We start from the raw sequence: 17,389 nt of genomic DNA, 5'->3' as shown, positions 1-17,389 counted from the left end.
ACTATTTTATAAAAAGGTGCCGCAAGTTGTTAAGGATGGGATGCCCAAAACGAAAAAGTAATCCAAGAAAGGGGGAACTTAGCCCTGAAAACGGCCTCTATAAGCCTTTAGACATGTTTTTGCAGCAAGATAGCTGACAAGAAAGTGAGTTGCATGATCGTGTGTTTTTTGATTGTTGCGCTAACTTTTAAATATTTTAAACAATTATAATCTCGTTGTGTTGGAGGGATCACGATTTGTCCATCTGCTATTTTATAGAGCAATACCCCGACATAAATTTGTGCGCTGCTTGGGGTTAATAATCATGTGAGTCCAAAATATTTAAACAAAGCGTGAAGTTAGTTTGTTTAATAAAGTGGAAGTTTTATGATAGAATAATCAAAAAATAAGTCATTTTTGTAGAAAGAGGATGATTTATGAAAATAACGTTGCTGTGCATTGGGAAAACAGATGAAAAATATTTGATTGAAGGTATTGAAAAATATTTGAAGCGATTAAAGTTTTATATTACCTTTAACTTGGTCGTTATTCCTGATATCAAGAATAGCAAAAATTTGACCCAAGAGCAGCAGAAAGAGAAAGAAGCACAGCTTTTGCAGAAGTATATCACTTCTCATGATACGGTGGTCTTACTGGATGAGTTTGGAAAGGAATATCGTTCTTTGGAATTTGCATCCTATCTGGAAAAGCACATGGTTCAGAGCACGCAGCATCTTATTTTTATCATAGGTGGACCTTATGGTTTCGATGATCAGATCTATCAGCGTGCAAATCAGAAAATATCATTGTCAAAAATGACCTTTTCACATCAGATGATCCGTTTGTTTTTTGTTGAGCAGACGTATCGCGCATTTTCAATATTAAAAGGTGAGCCATATCATCATGAATAATTATGGAATTTATTTAATTTGAGCATCTACTAAAGAAAGGAGTTAATATGTTACCAAGTAAAAGAGATTATAACTTTAAAAGCGATGATAGTAATTCCCGTATCACCAAAATTATTATTATTGTCGGCATTATCCTCGTATTGCTATTGGCTTATTTTACATAGCATATCGGGGAGTACCATGTTTATAGAAAAGTTCTAGATGTATATTTAGAACTTTTTTTATTTGATGGTTATCCCATATTTGGTGACCAATTAAATAAGCGTACCATATACTCAAATCAGCTCTATCCATAATCATAAATTGGGTCAGAGAATTTTGCCCAATACTCAGAATAAAGGCAGTTGAATGGCTTAAATCACCAAGGTGATCCTGATCAAAACGAATCTGGCGTACCGTAATTCTTTAGCATAGAGCAGATGGATCATACACTGTTTCTAGGGTAAAAAGAAGATGCCCTAATAGCAACTATAACCTGAATATATAGTCGAAAAATATGTGTTGAAATTAAAATTGTACCAACAACTATCCTTCTTTTTCTTCCTAAATCCTATAGCCCATTTTCTAGTTTTTGTGGTTATCTTTTTAGTTGCGTTAGGAGCGGGGATCATGAAAACGCCATGACTGCCAAAAGCTGGCTCAAGTTGGGGCAGATCTATACCAGCTCCATACCAGATTCTGACACTGTTTTACCGAAAGCCGTCTATACACCGCTTCTGCACCGCCTATTTCCCGTCCCTGACCCGGGAAATGGACGGTGCAGGGACTGTGCAATTGCGGAGCAGGGACAAGAAAGTTTAAAACAAGGTACGAATAAGGTTAAAACAAAGTGCAAATCAGATCCAAATAACTTGACATTTTTGCTATCCATTTTGAAGTAAAATAGAGCTTTCAAATGGGCTAAGAGTGTATCGTTAGTGTACGGGTTATTCATGGGGAGTGTCCCAAAGAGCTACTAAGAGTTTACGGGAGAGCGAGTAAGAAGCTGCCGAATAGTTACTCAGGTTAGTCGCTTGGCTCAAGATCAAGAGGAGAGACTAGACAAGCACAGGAGTACCGTTGTTCAGGTATAGATCAAGCATGCGTAGTGCATATGCTAAGTAATGATAAAGCATAGATAGTGCGTAAAACGGTACCCATTGATACACTATCTATGCACTATCAACGCTTTATCTATGCTTCATTTATACTTGATCTTTACCTCAAAGGTGCTTCATTTGAAATAAGAAGTTTTAAGCTGTTAAGTTTTATTTATCATACATGAGGGTATTTTTGTGATGATCATCTCGTAAATCGCTTAAAATGCTTGTGAGATAAAAAGATGGTGGGTGTTGATGATGTCGGAATCAATGGGCTGTGCACAGGTATGAAGTTTAAGATATCCTTTCTGCAGCTCAGGAATAAGGCGAAATTGACCGATTGGGGTGAGAAAATTTAAGCGGTGGATTCGATCTGAAAAGCAGTATTGTTTGTGCAACTAAATTGGTTGAATGGTCAAGTTGAAGGGAGTTGTTATTTTTGGTATTCTAAAAGGCGTATTACCAAATGTGTTAATATATTTTCTGATAAAGAAAATCTGCTCCATGTCAGGATTTTACAAAATACAGCGACGTTTACTCATTAAGTATTTACTTGTGAAATTTGTCGGTGTATAATTGATCTCTATAAAAAAAATAGGCGATACCGGGAGTATCGCCATAAAATCACACTAACTATTAAAAAACCTATAGAACTAGGAATTTGCAAATTTGATTATACCAAAACGTCATGCTTTCACATGATGAGTAATCTTAAAAAAAAAATAAACGTATTCGGTTTCTTTTACAAAAGATGTTTCTCTTGTTGGTCAACGTAAATTTAATGAATTTTTTTAAAAATGCAAATTTATTTTTTATCTCTATAAAAAACATTCCAGGCGACCTGATCTGTTTTAAAAGTTAGGCTCATTTCTTGTAAATCATCGATTTTTACCCAACGGAACGATTGTGCTTTACCGTCTTCATATTCCTGTCCTTCAAAATCAAATTCTTGGCTTGTCGTTCGGATCGCGATGGGGCTGGTATTCTTAATTAAATAGTAAATGGATATAATTTGACTTTCATTGAAACTTGATTTTTCGTAAAAATCGGTCGTATAAATATGTGATATGACTTCAATATCAAAGTTACACTCTTCTTGATACTCTCTTTTTAAAGCATCAAGTAATCCTTCTCCATATTCTAAACCTCCTCCGGGAAATTTGGTAAAAGATACGTTTTCAGTTTTCTCATCGCTGATGAGCACTTCATTATTATCATTGATCAAAATTCCGTACACTCTTACATTAAAAGGAAACATGCGTTATTGTTTTATTTTTTTGATAAATCTTTCAGGTAAATATTTCTAAACTCGACAGGTTGGCCTTCACTTTGCAATGCGATAAAGCCTTGCTTCAGCTTTTTGCCGTCTATTTTTATTCTAGGGTCGTATCGGTTTGCCACTCCACCTCCTATGGTCGGTTCGCTATATTGAAGTACAGTATCGCCATTGATGATATGGGTAATCAACGAATCACCAAGGACAATTAATTCAGCCTTCACCCATTGATCTCCATCATATGTTTTAGATGATGAATCGAGGCAATGTGATTCCAGTTTTTTGCCTTGATACACAATATCTGTCCCTGGGGAACACATATTGCCCGTTGGCCTTGGCTGACCGTCACTTAGCCCTCCTAGAAATTGCATTTCAACCGATATTGGCCAATCCTGCTCTTTGGGCATAGTCTTTGGATCTTGTGAATGAAACATCAGACCACTATTGCGCAAGGTGTAAGAGGGTGCTCCTTTTTGCAGATCGCCGTAAAACCTATATTCCAATTTGACATGATAATGGGAGTAGGGGGTATCGTAATAAAGATGACCATACTGCTCATTGAAATCGCCATAACCATCGTAATTGACTTGGATGACCTTGTCTTTTACACGAAAAGTATGGGCAAAGTTTTCTCCGACCTCATGATGATGGATTTTGACTGTCCAGTTATCCAGATTTTTGCCATTAAATAAACTGATCCACTCCTTCTTTTGCTGTTTTGCGGGACTTGACTGTGTCGTACATGCAGCAGTGAACATGCAGAGGCCAATGGGTAATATATGTTTTAGTTTCATTGTTATAAAGGCATAAAACCATTTTCTACGGTATGTTCATCGATCCCCATATAAGAGTAATGTCTCGGTAAAAACCAAGATATAGACGACATAATCTGTTTAAAATCTTGTTCGGTTTGAAACATATCGGGCGTAATATTGAACACTAAATCTTGGCTTACCAAATTTTCATCTTCATAATTTCTAGCAATCAGCATCACCTTAGGATCTTTTATCCCCATGTTGACTAAATATTCCCTGAGGTTATGACGTAAGTCTTGGGGAAGAATGGTATCCGATGGTTGACCGACTAAGATTTTTTCATCTTTATCAATATGTGGCTCTTCCGTTTTTTGGGAGAATATCGTCTCATCGGTATAAAATTCTTCATTTAAGAAATAATTGACAAGGTCGCCATAGGAGAAGATCCAATCGGGCTGTTCTTGATGCGTATTGATGGCAAGTCCCATTCCTTTTTTCAACAGGAAGCTTTTCAATTTATGTTTGATCACAAATGCTTGGAAATTTTGATCTTTAGGTGCATTTTCCAATTGGAAGTATGGATAGCCATCGGGACCAATAATCAATTCTGATGGGGCCAATTGGAAGGTTGCTTCATCAATGTTCGCTAAGAAGTCCGCCACCCATTTTTCATCACGCTCTTGAAAAGGAACTTCTAGTAAAGAGTTAATGTTAATCGTCTTTGACAAGTTTCCCAATAGATTTTCGTTGGAATCCTCACTGTCGTTAAATAAATGTATCGTGCTCATATAAAATTTGAATCCTTGTAATGGTGAGTAAAAATAGTCAATTTATTAGGAATGGGGTACACGGAATGCTTAACAATTTGAATTTCTTATTTTTTTCGTCTATTTCCTTTTTTCAGTTCACTGGTTGAAATCATTTGATCCCAGCTTAATACGTACGGATGTTGGTCGTCGATTTTGATTTGTTTATGCAATGCCAATTGAAGTTGAATCCATTTATGATTATCCTCGGCATCACAAAAGGTGTAAGCTTTACCTGAAACCCCATTTCGGCCAGTTCGCCCGATGCGATGTAGGTATAGGGCCCCTTGGTCTGGGACTTCATAATTGATCACCATGGGGAGATTTTCAATATCGACTCCGCGAGCCAGCAGGTCGGTTGCCACCAAGACCTGAATGTCCTTGGCTTTGAAGGCATTCAATACGTGGGTTCTATTTTTTTGTGACTTATCGCCATATAGTGCTTCTGCCAGGATACCGTCTTTTCTTAACTCTTGAACAATGCGCTCTACGCCATGAGTAGTGCGGCTGAAAATCAACATCTGCTCCTGCGGATTTAAGTCAATTAAATATTTGATCAACTTTTTTTTATTGCTTTTATCCACATAAAATACCCGTTCTTCGATAGCTGTATTTTTGATTTCTTTTTTGATCTCAATTTTAAGCGGATTTTTGAGTGTTTTATTTGCGATGCGTAAAATATCGTTTGGAAGCGTGGCTGAGAAAAAGAGGTTTTGTCTTTCGCTTGGTAATGCTTGCAGAATTTGATTGACTTCTTTCATAAAACCGAGTTCCAGCATTTGATCAAATTCATCAATAACAAGGGTCTTGATCGAATGAAAGGAAATGATGCCTTGAGCGAATAGATCCAACAGGCGACCGGGTGTAGCTATGATCAGGGTTGGATGCTGTGATAGCGCTTCGATCTGCTGATCATAAGCTTGACCGCCACAGATGGAGACGGTGGAGATGTGGTTTCCTTGGGTGAGTGCTGTTATTCTTGCTTGTGTCTGTAGGGCCAGTTCGCGTGTAGGGTTTAAAATTAAGGTTTGATCTTGAAGCGATGCTTCCTGTGTGTGATACCGATGTAAGATCGGTATGGCAAAAGCTTCGGTTTTCCCTGTGCCGGTGGGGGCGATACTGATGAGATCTTGTCGACGTAATATCTGTGGAATAGCAAGCTCCTGAATGGGGGTCAGATCGGTAAAACCCGACTGCGTTAAAATAGATAAAAGATGGGAGTGAATGTGAAGATCTTGAAATTTCAATTTTTTATGCGTTGATTTTATCAAAGATATGATTTCGAGATTAAATTATTAAAAATCTTTAGAAGAGTAACTACAAGCGAATTGTAAGTGCTAATTCGTTAATACAAATATTTATATGGTATAAATAGATATCTTCAATTTTTTATTAAAGTTAATAATGATTATTTTAGAATATTATTTTTATTAAATTTGTTGGAAACTGAAAATATAATATGTTGGAAACCACATTAGACCAAGGCAGTGATTTAAGTTCGAAACTAAGTTTTGATGACTTTAGAAAGATCATTGTTGAAGATTATAGGGTTGCAGTAGAGAGCAGATATGTTAGTCTATTGGGGCGTAAGGAAGTCTTAACCGGGAAAGCAAAATTTGGCATTTTTGGAGATGGCAAAGAGCTGGCACAGATTGCCGTTTCTAAAGTCTTTCAAAAAGGCGATTGGCGCTCGGGGTATTATCGAGATCAGACACTCGCTTTTGCAAGTGGGATGACCACTATCTACCAGTTTTTCTCTCAATTGTATGCACATCCAGATGTCGAGAAGGATCCTTCTTCTGCTGGCCGTCAGATGAATTGCCATTTTTCAGTTCGTGTGATCGATGAAGATGGTAATTGGCTGGATCAAACGCAGCAAAAAAATACCTTTTCGGATATTTCAACGACTGGTGGTCAAATGGCGCGTATCCTAGGGCTTGGGCTGGCTTCAAAATTATATCGCGAAAATCCGAATCTATCTTATTTGAAGTATTTTTCAAATGGAGGAAATGAAGTGGTTTTTTGTTCTATCGGAAATGCGTCCACTTCTGAAGGTGTATTCTTCGAAGTGGTCAATGCAGTAGGAGTAAAACAAATACCTGTCGTGATCTCCGTATGGGATGATGGATATGGGATTTCAGTTCCTAATGAGGTACAAACGACCAAAGGTGATATATCTGAAATATTAAAAGGATTTCAAAAAGAAAATGGATCTAATGGTTTTGAAATATTTAAGGTAAAGGGCTGGGACTATCCTGGACTTTGCCAAACCTATGAACGTGCTGCAAAATATGCGCGTGAAAATCATACGCCTTGTATCGTACACGTGATCGAATTGACCCAACCGCAAGGTCATTCTTCTTCAGGCTCGCATGAGCGCTATAAATCAAAAGAACGTCTGGATTGGGAATTGGAAAACGATTGTATTGTAAAAATGCAAAAGTGGTTGATCGATTCGGATATTGCCACGGCAGAACAATTGAAAGTGATCGAAGAAGAGGCGAAGGAATTTGTTCGCAAGGAGCAGCGCCGTGCCTGGTCGGATTACAATAAGGCCTTGGCCGTAGATGCTTCTCAGGCGATCGCATTATTGAGTCAAATCGATGATGAAGCGGTCGAATTGCCGCTCAAGCAATTGCAGTCTCTAACCGAACCTTCGCTAAAAGAGGTGTACAGCACTGTACGTAAGGTGATTCGCGAATTGAAAGGGAAAGATATTGATGGTAAGGCGACTTTGTTGGCTTGGTATAAGCAGCAGCAGCAGGTCAATGAAAAAAGATATAACTCAAAATTGTTTACCACTGGTCATCAGGGACCGGACCACGTTGAAGTGGTCGAACCGTTTTATTCGGACGACGCCAAGATCATCGATGGACGGGAGATCCTGAACATTTGTTTTGAACAGAATTTTCTTCGTGATGAACGATTGATCGCCTTTGGTGAGGATGTGGGTAAAATTGGTGATGTGAACCAAGGTTTTGCAGGGCTACAAGAAAAGTTTGGTGAACATCGGGTATTTGATACCGGAATTAGGGAGAATTCGATTATTGGGAAAGGAATAGGATTGGCTATTAGAGGTCTTAAACCTATTGCTGAGATTCAGTATTTAGATTACCTGCTATACGGCATTACGGTAGCGAGTGATGATCTCGCGAGCTTAAGTTACCGCACGTTTGGTGGTCAAAAAGCACCTGTGATCATTCGTACACGTGGCCATCGTTTGGAAGGTATCTGGCATTCGGGATCACCGATGTCCATGATCTTGGGCACATTGAGAGGTCTGCATATCTGTGTGCCACGCAATATGACGCAAGCGGCAGGGATGTACAATACCTTATTTAGATCGGATGAACCTGCATTGGTGATCGAGTGTTTAAATGGATACCGATTAAAAGAACGTTTACCTCATAATATCGGTGATTTTACGGTACCCATCGGTTATGCTGAACGTATTAGAGAGGGGCAGGATATCACCATCGTATCTTATGGGTCTACTTTGCGTGTGGTGGAAGAAGCAGCGATGGAACTGGATCGATTGGGGATAAGTGTGGAAATCATTGACGCACAAACTTTGCAACCTTTTGATCGAGCGCATTTAAGTGCAGAATCTTTAAAAAAGACAAATAAATTATTGGTTGTAGATGAGGATGTACCTGGTGGTGCGTCGGCGTTTATAATGCAACAGATATTGGAAGAACAAAATGGCTATTATTTATTAGATAGCCAACCTCGTACATTAAGTGCCCGAGCACATCGTCCTCCGTATGGTTCTGATGGAGATTATTTTACGAAACCTTCGAGCGATGATATTGTAGAAGTGGTTTTTGAAATGATGAATGAGGGTAATCCAGATAAATATCCCGCACTGTTTTAAACAGCGTGGGATATTTAGTTTTTAGGAGAACTGTGCTGCTGCTCCAATAATAGCAGCTTCTTCTCCTAGAATTGCTGTCTTGATATGGAATGCTTCAATTTCATTTTTCTTGCTTGCCATTAATAGAGGCAAGGCTTTGGCAATATTTCCTCCGATGACAAAATCGGTACAATGATATTTTTTACTAAAAAAATCAAGAAAATCAATCAAATGGGTGCTGTATTCATCACATATGATGTTGAATGCAGGTTTATCTTGATGTTCGGTGATTATTTGTTTTAGACCTGTGACTTCAATATTGGTCAGTTCTTTAAATCTTCTTATAAACCATCTGGTCACCAAGAATTCTTCAAAGATCAAACCCTGATACGGTGTATTCCAAAGATCTGCATCAAATGATTTTTCTCCCTTATTCCAAACGGCTGAACCTAATCCTGTTCCTAGGGTGATCCCCAGTACTCTTTCTTTTGTATGGAGATGTTGAGCAAAAACTTCTCCTTGGAGAAATGCAGCGGCATCGTTGATAAAGTGTATGTTTTGTTCCGGTATTCCGATCAATGTGGATAGAGGTGCTTTGATATTCATGTTGTACAGGTCGTCGTATTTACTCTGTCCTGTCATCATAGAAACGCCATTTTCATAATCAAAAGGTCCTGGCATAGCAATACCAATATGTTTGACATTTGAACCACCTGCTGCCACACAACTGTTGATTGTGTTTGCCCAAGTAAGGAAAATCGATTTAGCATTTTCTTGTGAAAAAACGTGGTTTCTAACCACGTTTTCTGAAATAATTTTCCAATCTAATTTATTCACTATGGCGACGCTGATGTGTGTGCCGCCAATATCCACTCCTAAAATGAATTCACTTTTATCTGACATTTTTGTAACTAGATTGTTTTAATAAATGATCAGCAATAACCAATGCAGCCATTGCTTCAACAATAATAACGGCACGTGAGACGACACAAGGATCATGTCTTCCTTTTCCTTGTACTGTAGCTTCATTACCATTTGAGTCTATGGTTTGTTGATCTCTCATGATGGTCGCAACAGGCTTGAATGCGGTTTTAAACGTGATATCCATTCCATTTGAAATACCACCTTGTATTCCTCCGGAAAAATTAGTGTGCGTTTTAGTCTGATTAATATCGTGCTCGTCGGAAATAAAAAGATCGTTATGTTGTGATCCTAATAATTCTGAACCTGCAAAACCAGACCCATATTCGAATCCGTGGACGGCATTGATGCTCATCATGGCTTTTGCCAGGTCTGCATGTAGTTTATCAAATACAGGTTCACCCAGTCCAACGGGCACATTTCTGATAATCGTCGAGATGCGGCCACCTACTGTATCACCTGATTTACGGACAGCATCGATGTATTCAATCATTTCTTTTGCTGTTGCGGGATCAGCACATCGTGCAATATTAGATTCTCTCAGATCTAACAAGGCGTTTAAGTCTTTTGTATCGAGATTTGGAGATTCAATTTTGCCGACGCCAGACACGTGTGCAAAAATTTCTATTCCATGCTGCTTTAAGAAAGATTTTGCAATGGCACCGGCCGCTACTCGAGCAGCGGTTTCTCTTGCCGAAGAACGTCCTCCACCTCTATAGTCACGATGACCATATTTCATCTGGTAGGTGTAATCTGCATGTGAGGGTCTAAAAATATCTTTTATATGTGAGTAATCTTTCGATCGTTGATCTTCATTCGGAATGAGTATGGCAATGGGTGTTCCTGTTGACTTTCCCTCAAATACACCTGAAAGAATTTGAGCGGTATCACTCTCTTTTCTTTGTGTTGTTATTTTGGATTGACCAGGCTTGCGTTTATCCAGTTCTGATTGTATAAACTCCTCATCAATAGCGATATTTGGAGGACAACCATCTAAAATAACACCAATCGCTTTTCCGTGAGATTCCCCAAACGTGCTTATTCTAAATAAATCGCCAAATGAATTTCCTGCCATGATTTAATATAATTTCTATAAATATAGGTAAAACCGCAATAATAGGAGCATTATTGCGGTTTTTTTTGCTAAGTAATGATAAATTTATGCTCAGCTAAATGTTTCCAAAAATCTGGATAAGATTTTTCCACAACATGCGGCTCCTCAATTTGAATGCTTTTGAAAATTAAAGCAAGAGGGGCAAATGCCATTGCCATTCTATGATCTTCATAGGTGGCAAAAGAAACCGCTGTGGGTTCGAAGACTCCATCCGTTTTGATGTGATACGTTGTTCCGTCTTCTATTAATTTTGCACCGAATTTAGCAATTTCAGTTTTCAGAGCTAAAATACGATCTGTTTCTTTGATTTTTAACGTTTCAAGACCAGTTAAAGAGATGTCGCGTCGTAATGCCGCAGCGACCACCACTACGGTCTGGGCCAAATCTGGACATTCTTTCATATCGAAAAATGTCTTTCCAGAAGGTTCACTTATTTTGGTGAGGTGCAATCCATCTTTTTCAAATGCGGATGCCACACCAAAATGGCTCATGATTTCTACGATAGCGATATCGCCTTGTAGACTATTTTTTTTGAGACCAGGAAGCCTGATCGATCCAGAATTGGACAGAGCTACGATCGCATACCAATAAGATGCGGCACTCCAATCTGGTTCCACATATATCGTTGCCTCTTTTGTTTCTTGATGAGGGATGTGAATGGTATTGTTGATCCATTCGTTTTTAATGCCAACTTCTTTGAGCATATTTAAGGTCATCGTCACATAAGGTCTTGAAGTCAGCTCGCCTTCAATTTCTAGCGTTAGACCTTTTTTCAAGGATGCTGCGATGAGTAGTAAAGCCGATAGGTATTGACTACTGATATTTCCTTTGATCGCAATTTTATCCTTACCTTGAAACATGCCACCTTCTATTTTAAGAGGAGGGAAGCCTGATTTTGCTTCATAGTGGACATCAGCACCAATGGTTTTTAACGCATCTACCAAAATTCCAATGGGTCTTTGCTGCATGCGTTCGGAACCTGTTAGAATAAAATTTCCTTTGATCAAATTGAGGTAAGCCGTCAAGAAACGCATCGCTGTTCCTGCAGGGCCAATATCGATTTTAGTTACACCAGATGTTGCATGAGCAGCGGTTTGAAGCGCCTCTCTTAATGTGACCGTATCAAAAGCCTGCGAAAGATTTTCTATTTGTACTTTCCCTTTTCCCAATGCTTGAATAATAAGGGCACGGTTGCTTTCTGATTTTGAACCAGTTAGTTGAACCGTACCATTAATACTTTTGGATGGGTGAGTAAGTGTAATCACCTGTTGACTCATTATGCCTCCGCAGTAGGTTGAGTATTCATAATTGCATTTTGCTTACGAATCGATTCGTTGTGTAGTAATTCTAAGAACTTTACTGCAAAATCATTGCTCAACGTTAATGCCTCAGCAAGCTGGGTACGTTTTTGAACGATTTCATCCCAACGGTTTACTTGTAGGATCGTGACACTATTATCACGTTTATATTCACCGATTTTTTCAGCGATTTTCATACGTTCACCAATTTTTTGAATGATGAGATCATCTAATTTATCAATATTGGTACGCAACTCTGCAAGTTTATCTTCAAAAGCTGGATTGTCTGAATCTGCTTTACGTAAGTTTAAATGATCGATCAAATCAGCAAGAGCAGCTGGTGTTACTTGTTGTTTGGCATCAGTCCAAGCTACTGAAGGATCGATATGCGATTCAATAATCAAACCTTGTAAGTCCATATCCATTGCTTTTTGAGAAATGTATGGCAACAGTTCACGGTTACCACAGATGTGACTTGGGTCATTGATAATAGGTAAATCTGGGCATAAAGATTTTAACTGGATGGCAAGATCCCACATCGGTTCATTACGGAAAGCCGATTTTTCGTAAGATGAGAAGCCTCTGTGAATAGCACCTAATCTTTTGATCCCCGCACGGTTGATACGCTCTAAAGCACCAAACCATAATGATAAATCAGGGTTGACTGGGTTTTTAACAAATACAGGGATATCAACTCCAACTAATGCATCAGCGATTTCTTGAACTGTAAAAGGATTTGCCGTAGAACGTGCACCGATCCATAATACATCTACACCAGCAGCTAAAGCTTCTTCTACGTGCTTGGCAGTCGCTACTTCTGTTGCTGTCAATAGACCAGTTTCAGCTTTTGCTCTTTTCAACCATTCTAAACCAATAGAACCAATACCTTCAAATTCTCCTGGACGAGTACGTGGTTTCCATATACCTGCACGTAAAATGTTTACTTTACCGGTATTTGCTAATAAATGTGCTGTTGATACCAATTGATCTTCTGTTTCAGCACTACAAGGGCCTGCGATAATTAATGGCTTGTCTCCTGTATCTAACCAAGATTTTAAAGGGACGATATCTAATGTGTTTTTCATTGCTATGTAATTTTATTTTTGAGTGGTTATGAAACGATCATAATCATTATTTCTTACTTTTCGAGAGCTTTTGATGATGATGGTTTCAGCGCTATTTTGAGTTTTACTTTTTTAATTTATTTACGATTTAGATGCGGTCATTTTTGACATATTCGCCCATAATATTAAAATTGATACTATGTTTTAATACTTTACGGATAGCGGCATCATAATCCGACTGTTTTTTCCATTCGACATCAACGAAAAAATCATATTCGTTTCTTTTCCCGATGACAGGCATGGACTGAATCTTGCTCAGATTAATATTTTGATCAGCAAAGCATTGTAGAATAGAGGCTAAAGACCCTACTGAATTGCCCGTCTGAAAAGATAATGATGCTTTATTGGCATTGGCCTGCTCCTCTACATCATTGGATAATACCAAAAATCGGGTACTATTCTTTTTGTTGGTTTCAATCTTGGCTTCTAATATATTGAGGCCATATGTTTTTGCGGCAAGAGTACCTGCAATAGCAGCTGTATCGGTCAATTTTTGATTGGCTACTTTGGCTGCCGAAGCGGCAGTATCTGAACTTTCTGAAATCTTTACATCTGGCAATTCTTGTAAGAACTCTTCGCATTGACGAATAGCCATTTGATGTGACTCGATAAATTTGATGTCAGCAAGTTTAACGCCGGGTAGGGCTAGTAAATTTTGATGAATACTTAAAGCAATTTCACCCACAATATTGAATTTATAATCTCTTAACAGATTATAATTGGGCAATATGCTTCCTGCAATTGAATTTTCAATGGCCATGACAACATAATCAACTTTTTTCTGCTTTAATAATTCGCAGGTCTTTTTGAAAGTATCGCATTCTATCGTTTCGATGTCTTCACCAAAATACTTCAGTGATGCTTCCTCATGAAAGGAAGCTTTTACTCCCTGTATTGCAATTTTTAAACCCATTGTCTGTTTTATATGTTCTTAGAAAAAGCAAAAGTTCCGATTGTTGACCGGAACTTTTGCTTTTTAATATCTTGTGATGATTACAAATTCGTTCCAGCTCTTATTGTCTAAAATAAAAGTAATTAAAAAAATATGTAGTCGTCATTTTCATTATTTGTTCGTTTCGATGTTTCAAATATACGCATGTTTTTTAATAATACAAGAGAAAAAACAAATATTTTTCATCTATTTATTTTATTCAATTTTTGATATAAAAATACGTTTTATTTTAATCGAATTTTAGGTTAATTTTTTAATCATTTATTTTGTTAAATAATGTGTTTAAATATATTTAAACACATTATCGATGGTTTTTTAACCTTTAAAAAACATTATTTTTACCATTTTTATATGGCATTTTTTATTAATTTTTTAGTTGTTTTTACCATTAAAAATGGTATATTTTTAAGGTTATTATATCTGTTTTAAGTCAAAAATTGTTATCATAATTCGTATTTTTGTCTACTATATATCGCAATTTATACAACAATGTTTAAGCTCATAATCGCTCATTTCCTAATTTTTATCTTTTCATACAGCTTCGTAATCGGAAGCGTTAAGGATGATCCCCGCTATTTTAAAGTAAAAAGAGTCATCGATGGCGACACTTTTGTCATTGTCGATCGGCAGCATCAGGATGTAAAAGTTCGTTTAATTGGTGTAGATGCTCCTGAAACACGTAAAACGAGAAAAAAGCCCGTAGGCTACTATGGTCAAGAGTCAAAAGCATACCTTAAAAAACTGATTGATCAAAAAACTGTCCAATTGGTATTTGACGTGGGTAAAAAGGATCAATACGGCAGATGGCTTGCTTATGTGTATGTCAATCGCACATTTGTCAATGCTGATCTGGTGAAAAAAGGTTATGCGGTGACGTATACGGTGCCGCCTAATGTGAAATATGCGGAATATTTCGTAAAATTGGAACAAAAGGCCCGAATACAGGAAATGGGGCTTTGGAAATATAAGAATTTATGATTTTTGTCCTTTTAAGTGTTCTGTGTAGTGTTGCTGTTGCCGTACTGCTCAAGTATGCAAAACTCCAGCAGATCAGTACAAAGCAAATGATTGTCTGGAACTATCCGGTAGCAGCAATACTGACGTATTTTGTGTTGCAACCCAGGCTCGCAGATATTCACGTCGAGCAGATGCCTTGGCAGTTGTATATTCCTCTAGCGATTTTATTGCCGACTCTTTTTATTTTTATAGCACTGACTATTCAGTATACAGGATTGGTCAAGGCAGAGATCGCACAGCGGCTGTCTTTGTTTATTCCTTTAATGGCTTCTTTTATTCTTTTTTCTGAAGTGATTTCGTGGAATAAAGGAATCGGTATTTTAGTCGGTTTAGCAGCCATTGTCTGTTCCATTGGCTGGCAAAAGGGGAATGTAAAGCAAAGGAATAAAGTGGGAAGTATAGCCTATCCTTTACTTGTTTTTGTTGGGATGGGTGTTATCGATATTCTTTTTAAACAGATCGCGCTTCATCAATCTGTACCTTATATTACGGCGATGTTTATGGTGTTTCTAATCGCGATGTTTGTCGCCTTTTTATTCATGATTTATTTTTTGGCAGTTGAAAAGCAAGCATTTTCTGTTAAATCTCTGGTTTTGGGAATTGTACTCGGTTTTTTCAACTTTGGGAATATTTTATTTTATATGAAAGCACACCGCGCAATTCCAGAAAATCCTTCTATTGTATTTACAGGTATGAATATTGGCGTGATTTCAGTAGGAGCGGTAGTCGGTGTTTTATTATTTAAAGAAAGGCTAAGTGTGATCAATAAAATTGGTTTGGCACTGGCTATTATATCGGTTTTAATTATAACATATTTGTGAGTTTATTTGAAGATACATATCGTACTATTGAAAAAAGTACAGAGGGAATATTTCGGGATAAGGGAAGTAAATTTATTGCTTATGCATATCCTTTCACCCATGAAGAGCAGCTCAAGGAAATTATTGTGGAGTTGAAAGCGCTGCATCCTAAGGCGCGCCACCATTGCTGGGCATACCGGATGAGCCCGGATCGTACGGTCTTTCGATTGAATGATGATGGTGAACCTTCGGGGACAGCAGGCAGGCCTATTTTAAATGTGCTGCTCTCACAGGATGTAACCAATATTATTGTGGTGGTCGTCCGTTATTTTGGAGGAACACTCTTGGGGGTACCTGGTTTGATCAATGCTTATAAAACAGCGACACAGGAGGTCTTGTCCGTGGCCGAAATTGTAGAGAAAACAGTCAACGATATTTATAAGATTGAGTTCGATTATTTAGCGATGAATGATGTGATGCGTGTGGTCAAAGAAGAAAATATCGATATCAGTAAACAAGTTTTTGATAATACCTGTTATATGGAGGTGGAAGTGCGAAAAATGCAGGTCAATTCGGTCGTTTCACGTTTTGATAAAATTGAAAATTGTAAACTCTCTTATTTGCGAACGATATGATAAATGATTCAGAATTAATATTGAACAAAGATGGTAGTATCTACCACCTCAATCTGATGCCGGAAGACATTGCCGATACGATTATTACAGTCGGCGATCCCGATCGTGTGGCGAAAGTATCTCAGTATTTTGACCGTATCGAATTGCAAAAAGGGAAGCGGGAGTTTATCACCCATACCGGATATATTGGTCATAAACGTATTTCTGTGATCTCGACAGGGATAGGGACCGATAATATTGACATTGTCTTTAATGAGCTCGATGCCTTGGTCAATATAGATTTTGTTTCTAAAGGATTGAAATCAAAATTAACCAGTCTAAATATTATTCGGATCGGAACTTCTGGTGCCGTTCAGTCGGATATTGAGATGGGAACAATTTTGGCTTCTTCGTTTGGGGTAGGTTTTGATGCGCTTATGCAATATTATATCAAACCTTATTCGGCTTCGGAGAAAAAACTGGAAAAGGCCGTATGGGATGCTTTTCCTAATTTATACCTCAAACCTTATGTTGCAGAGGCCAGCGCATCTTTATTAGCGCAGTATGCGCATGATTTACCTCAAGGTGTGACGATGACCGCTCCGGGATTTTATGCACCTCAGGGGCGGAATGTACGTTCGGAAAATACCTTTCCCAATTTAATTCAATTGGCAAATACATTCCAGTCTGAAGATTTACGGATTACAAATTTAGAAATGGAGACCGCAGGAATCTATGCGTTGTCGCGTATGTTTGGACATCATGCCTTATCCATTAATGCCATTTTAGCGAGCCGAGTGGCGGGACATTTTAGTGCTGAACCCGAAAAAGTAGTCGATCGCGCCATAAAATTGGTCTTGGAACGCTTTTAATCCAATAGAAAAGGAGTG

General features: G+C 38.1%; 16 protein-coding genes. 7 read left to right on the top strand and 9 right to left on the bottom strand.

The genetic code is table 11. The features are described from left to right. Positions 1-416 precede the first annotated feature (416 nt). Together rlmH and AC06G9_RS14895 are read left to right on the top strand one after the other, a co-directional pair. On the top strand, positions 417-890 hold the full coding sequence (gene rlmH / locus AC06G9_RS14900; protein WP_045754144.1) for a 23S rRNA (pseudouridine(1915)-N(3))-methyltransferase RlmH: 474 nt from the start codon (positions 417-419) through the stop codon (positions 888-890). Between the two features lie 620 nt (positions 891-1,510). Next, entirely contained in the window at positions 1,511-1,771 is a 261-nt protein-coding gene (locus AC06G9_RS14895; protein ID WP_480956591.1) for a hypothetical protein, read from the top strand. A 1,003-nt stretch (positions 1,772-2,774) separates the two neighbouring features. Here AC06G9_RS14895 and AC06G9_RS14890 read toward each other — a convergent pair. The 4 genes from AC06G9_RS14890 to AC06G9_RS14875 all read right to left on the bottom strand — a co-directional run bounded on the left by AC06G9_RS14890 (position 2,775) and on the right by AC06G9_RS14875 (position 6,077). Beyond that, a complete protein-coding gene (locus AC06G9_RS14890) occupies positions 2,775-3,227 on the bottom strand; it encodes an NUDIX domain-containing protein (protein WP_108158941.1) in 453 nt (150 codons plus the stop codon). Between the two features lie 11 nt (positions 3,228-3,238). Further along, positions 3,239-4,039, bottom strand: a complete 801-nt coding sequence (locus AC06G9_RS14885; protein WP_084405338.1) for a 3-keto-disaccharide hydrolase — start codon at positions 4,037-4,039, stop codon at positions 3,239-3,241. A 2-nt stretch (positions 4,040-4,041) separates the two neighbouring features. Beyond that, entirely contained in the window at positions 4,042-4,788 is a 747-nt protein-coding gene (locus AC06G9_RS14880) for a hypothetical protein (protein WP_480956590.1), read from the bottom strand. A gap of 86 nt (positions 4,789-4,874) precedes the next feature. Further along, positions 4,875-6,077 carry a DEAD/DEAH box helicase gene (locus AC06G9_RS14875; protein ID WP_480956589.1) on the bottom strand — a complete coding sequence of 401 codons (1,203 nt, stop codon included), beginning with the start codon at positions 6,075-6,077 and terminating at the stop codon, positions 4,875-4,877. A gap of 188 nt (positions 6,078-6,265) precedes the next feature. Between AC06G9_RS14875 and AC06G9_RS14870 the strand changes: the two genes are divergently transcribed. Next, complete coding sequence (locus tag AC06G9_RS14870) at positions 6,266-8,680, top strand: alpha-ketoacid dehydrogenase subunit alpha/beta (protein WP_293927499.1); 2,415 nt, start codon at positions 6,266-6,268, stop codon at positions 8,678-8,680. Between the two features lie 21 nt (positions 8,681-8,701). On the opposite strand, the gene AC06G9_RS14865 is transcribed toward AC06G9_RS14870, so the two are convergent. The 5 genes from AC06G9_RS14865 to AC06G9_RS14845 form a co-directional block, all read right to left on the bottom strand. Further along, the gene (locus AC06G9_RS14865) at positions 8,702-9,562 is read right to left on the bottom strand and encodes an ROK family protein (protein WP_480956588.1); all 861 of its coding nucleotides are present in this window, start codon (positions 9,560-9,562) and stop codon (positions 8,702-8,704) included. After that, complete coding sequence (gene aroC, locus AC06G9_RS14860) at positions 9,552-10,655, bottom strand: chorismate synthase (RefSeq protein WP_480956587.1); 1,104 nt, start codon at positions 10,653-10,655, stop codon at positions 9,552-9,554. Before aroC ends, AC06G9_RS14865 begins: the two co-directional genes overlap by 11 nt. A gap of 68 nt (positions 10,656-10,723) precedes the next feature. Further along, on the bottom strand, positions 10,724-11,971 hold the full coding sequence (gene aroA / locus AC06G9_RS14855; protein WP_480956586.1) for a 3-phosphoshikimate 1-carboxyvinyltransferase: 1,248 nt from the start codon (positions 11,969-11,971) through the stop codon (positions 10,724-10,726). Next, positions 11,971-13,077, bottom strand: a complete 1,107-nt coding sequence (locus AC06G9_RS14850; RefSeq protein WP_045753820.1) for a chorismate mutase — start codon at positions 13,075-13,077, stop codon at positions 11,971-11,973. Before AC06G9_RS14850 ends, aroA begins: the two co-directional genes overlap by 1 nt. A 127-nt stretch (positions 13,078-13,204) precedes the next feature. After that, positions 13,205-14,029, bottom strand: coding sequence for a prephenate dehydratase (locus AC06G9_RS14845; protein WP_045753821.1), 825 nt, complete (start codon positions 14,027-14,029; stop codon positions 13,205-13,207). A gap of 528 nt (positions 14,030-14,557) precedes the next feature. Between AC06G9_RS14845 and AC06G9_RS14840 the strand changes: the two genes are divergently transcribed. From AC06G9_RS14840 to AC06G9_RS14825, 4 genes are read left to right on the top strand one after another with little or no spacing between them, the layout of a single operon-like run. Then, on the top strand, positions 14,558-15,046 hold the full coding sequence (locus tag AC06G9_RS14840; RefSeq protein ID WP_045753822.1) for a thermonuclease family protein: 489 nt from the start codon (positions 14,558-14,560) through the stop codon (positions 15,044-15,046). Continuing rightward, complete coding sequence (locus tag AC06G9_RS14835) at positions 15,043-15,906, top strand: EamA family transporter (RefSeq protein ID WP_480956585.1); 864 nt, start codon at positions 15,043-15,045, stop codon at positions 15,904-15,906. The genes AC06G9_RS14840 and AC06G9_RS14835 overlap by 4 nt, the downstream gene beginning before the upstream one ends. Beyond that, positions 15,903-16,520, top strand: coding sequence for an IMPACT family protein (locus AC06G9_RS14830; protein ID WP_480956584.1), 618 nt, complete (start codon positions 15,903-15,905; stop codon positions 16,518-16,520). Before AC06G9_RS14835 ends, AC06G9_RS14830 begins: the two co-directional genes overlap by 4 nt. Then, positions 16,517-17,371 (top strand): nucleoside phosphorylase, encoded by an 855-nt coding sequence (locus AC06G9_RS14825; RefSeq protein WP_480956583.1) that lies wholly within the window; start codon positions 16,517-16,519, stop codon positions 17,369-17,371. Before AC06G9_RS14830 ends, AC06G9_RS14825 begins: the two co-directional genes overlap by 4 nt. The last annotated feature ends 18 nt before the right edge of the window (positions 17,372-17,389 follow it).

It is taken from the genome of Sphingobacterium sp. MAE (assembly GCF_056711605.1).
The sequence above is the reverse complement of the archived record's forward strand: the minus strand, read 5'-3'. Positions and strand labels throughout refer to the sequence as shown.

Coding starts and splice junctions, on each gene's coding strand:
- AC06G9_RS14845 (WP_045753821.1), bottom strand. CDS start 14,029: ATGGGTTTAAAAATTGCAATACAGGGAGTAAAAGCTTCCTTTCATGAG.
- aroA (WP_480956586.1), bottom strand. CDS start 11,971: ATGAGTCAACAGGTGATTACACTTACTCACCCATCCAAAAGTATTAAT.
- AC06G9_RS14835 (WP_480956585.1), top strand. CDS start 15,043: ATGATTTTTGTCCTTTTAAGTGTTCTGTGTAGTGTTGCTGTTGCCGTA.
- AC06G9_RS14865 (WP_480956588.1), bottom strand. CDS start 9,562: ATGTCAGATAAAAGTGAATTCATTTTAGGAGTGGATATTGGCGGCACA.
- aroC (WP_480956587.1), bottom strand. CDS start 10,655: ATGGCAGGAAATTCATTTGGCGATTTATTTAGAATAAGCACGTTTGGG.
- AC06G9_RS14890 (WP_108158941.1), bottom strand. CDS start 3,227: ATGTTTCCTTTTAATGTAAGAGTGTACGGAATTTTGATCAATGATAAT.
- AC06G9_RS14870 (WP_293927499.1), top strand. CDS start 6,266: ATGTTGGAAACCACATTAGACCAAGGCAGTGATTTAAGTTCGAAACTA.
- AC06G9_RS14885 (WP_084405338.1), bottom strand. CDS start 4,039: ATGAAACTAAAACATATATTACCCATTGGCCTCTGCATGTTCACTGCT.
- rlmH (WP_045754144.1), top strand. CDS start 417: ATGAAAATAACGTTGCTGTGCATTGGGAAAACAGATGAAAAATATTTG.
- AC06G9_RS14825 (WP_480956583.1), top strand. CDS start 16,517: ATGATAAATGATTCAGAATTAATATTGAACAAAGATGGTAGTATCTAC.
- AC06G9_RS14895 (WP_480956591.1), top strand. CDS start 1,511: ATGACTGCCAAAAGCTGGCTCAAGTTGGGGCAGATCTATACCAGCTCC.
- AC06G9_RS14840 (WP_045753822.1), top strand. CDS start 14,558: ATGTTTAAGCTCATAATCGCTCATTTCCTAATTTTTATCTTTTCATAC.
- AC06G9_RS14850 (WP_045753820.1), bottom strand. CDS start 13,077: ATGAAAAACACATTAGATATCGTCCCTTTAAAATCTTGGTTAGATACA.
- AC06G9_RS14880 (WP_480956590.1), bottom strand. CDS start 4,788: ATGAGCACGATACATTTATTTAACGACAGTGAGGATTCCAACGAAAAT.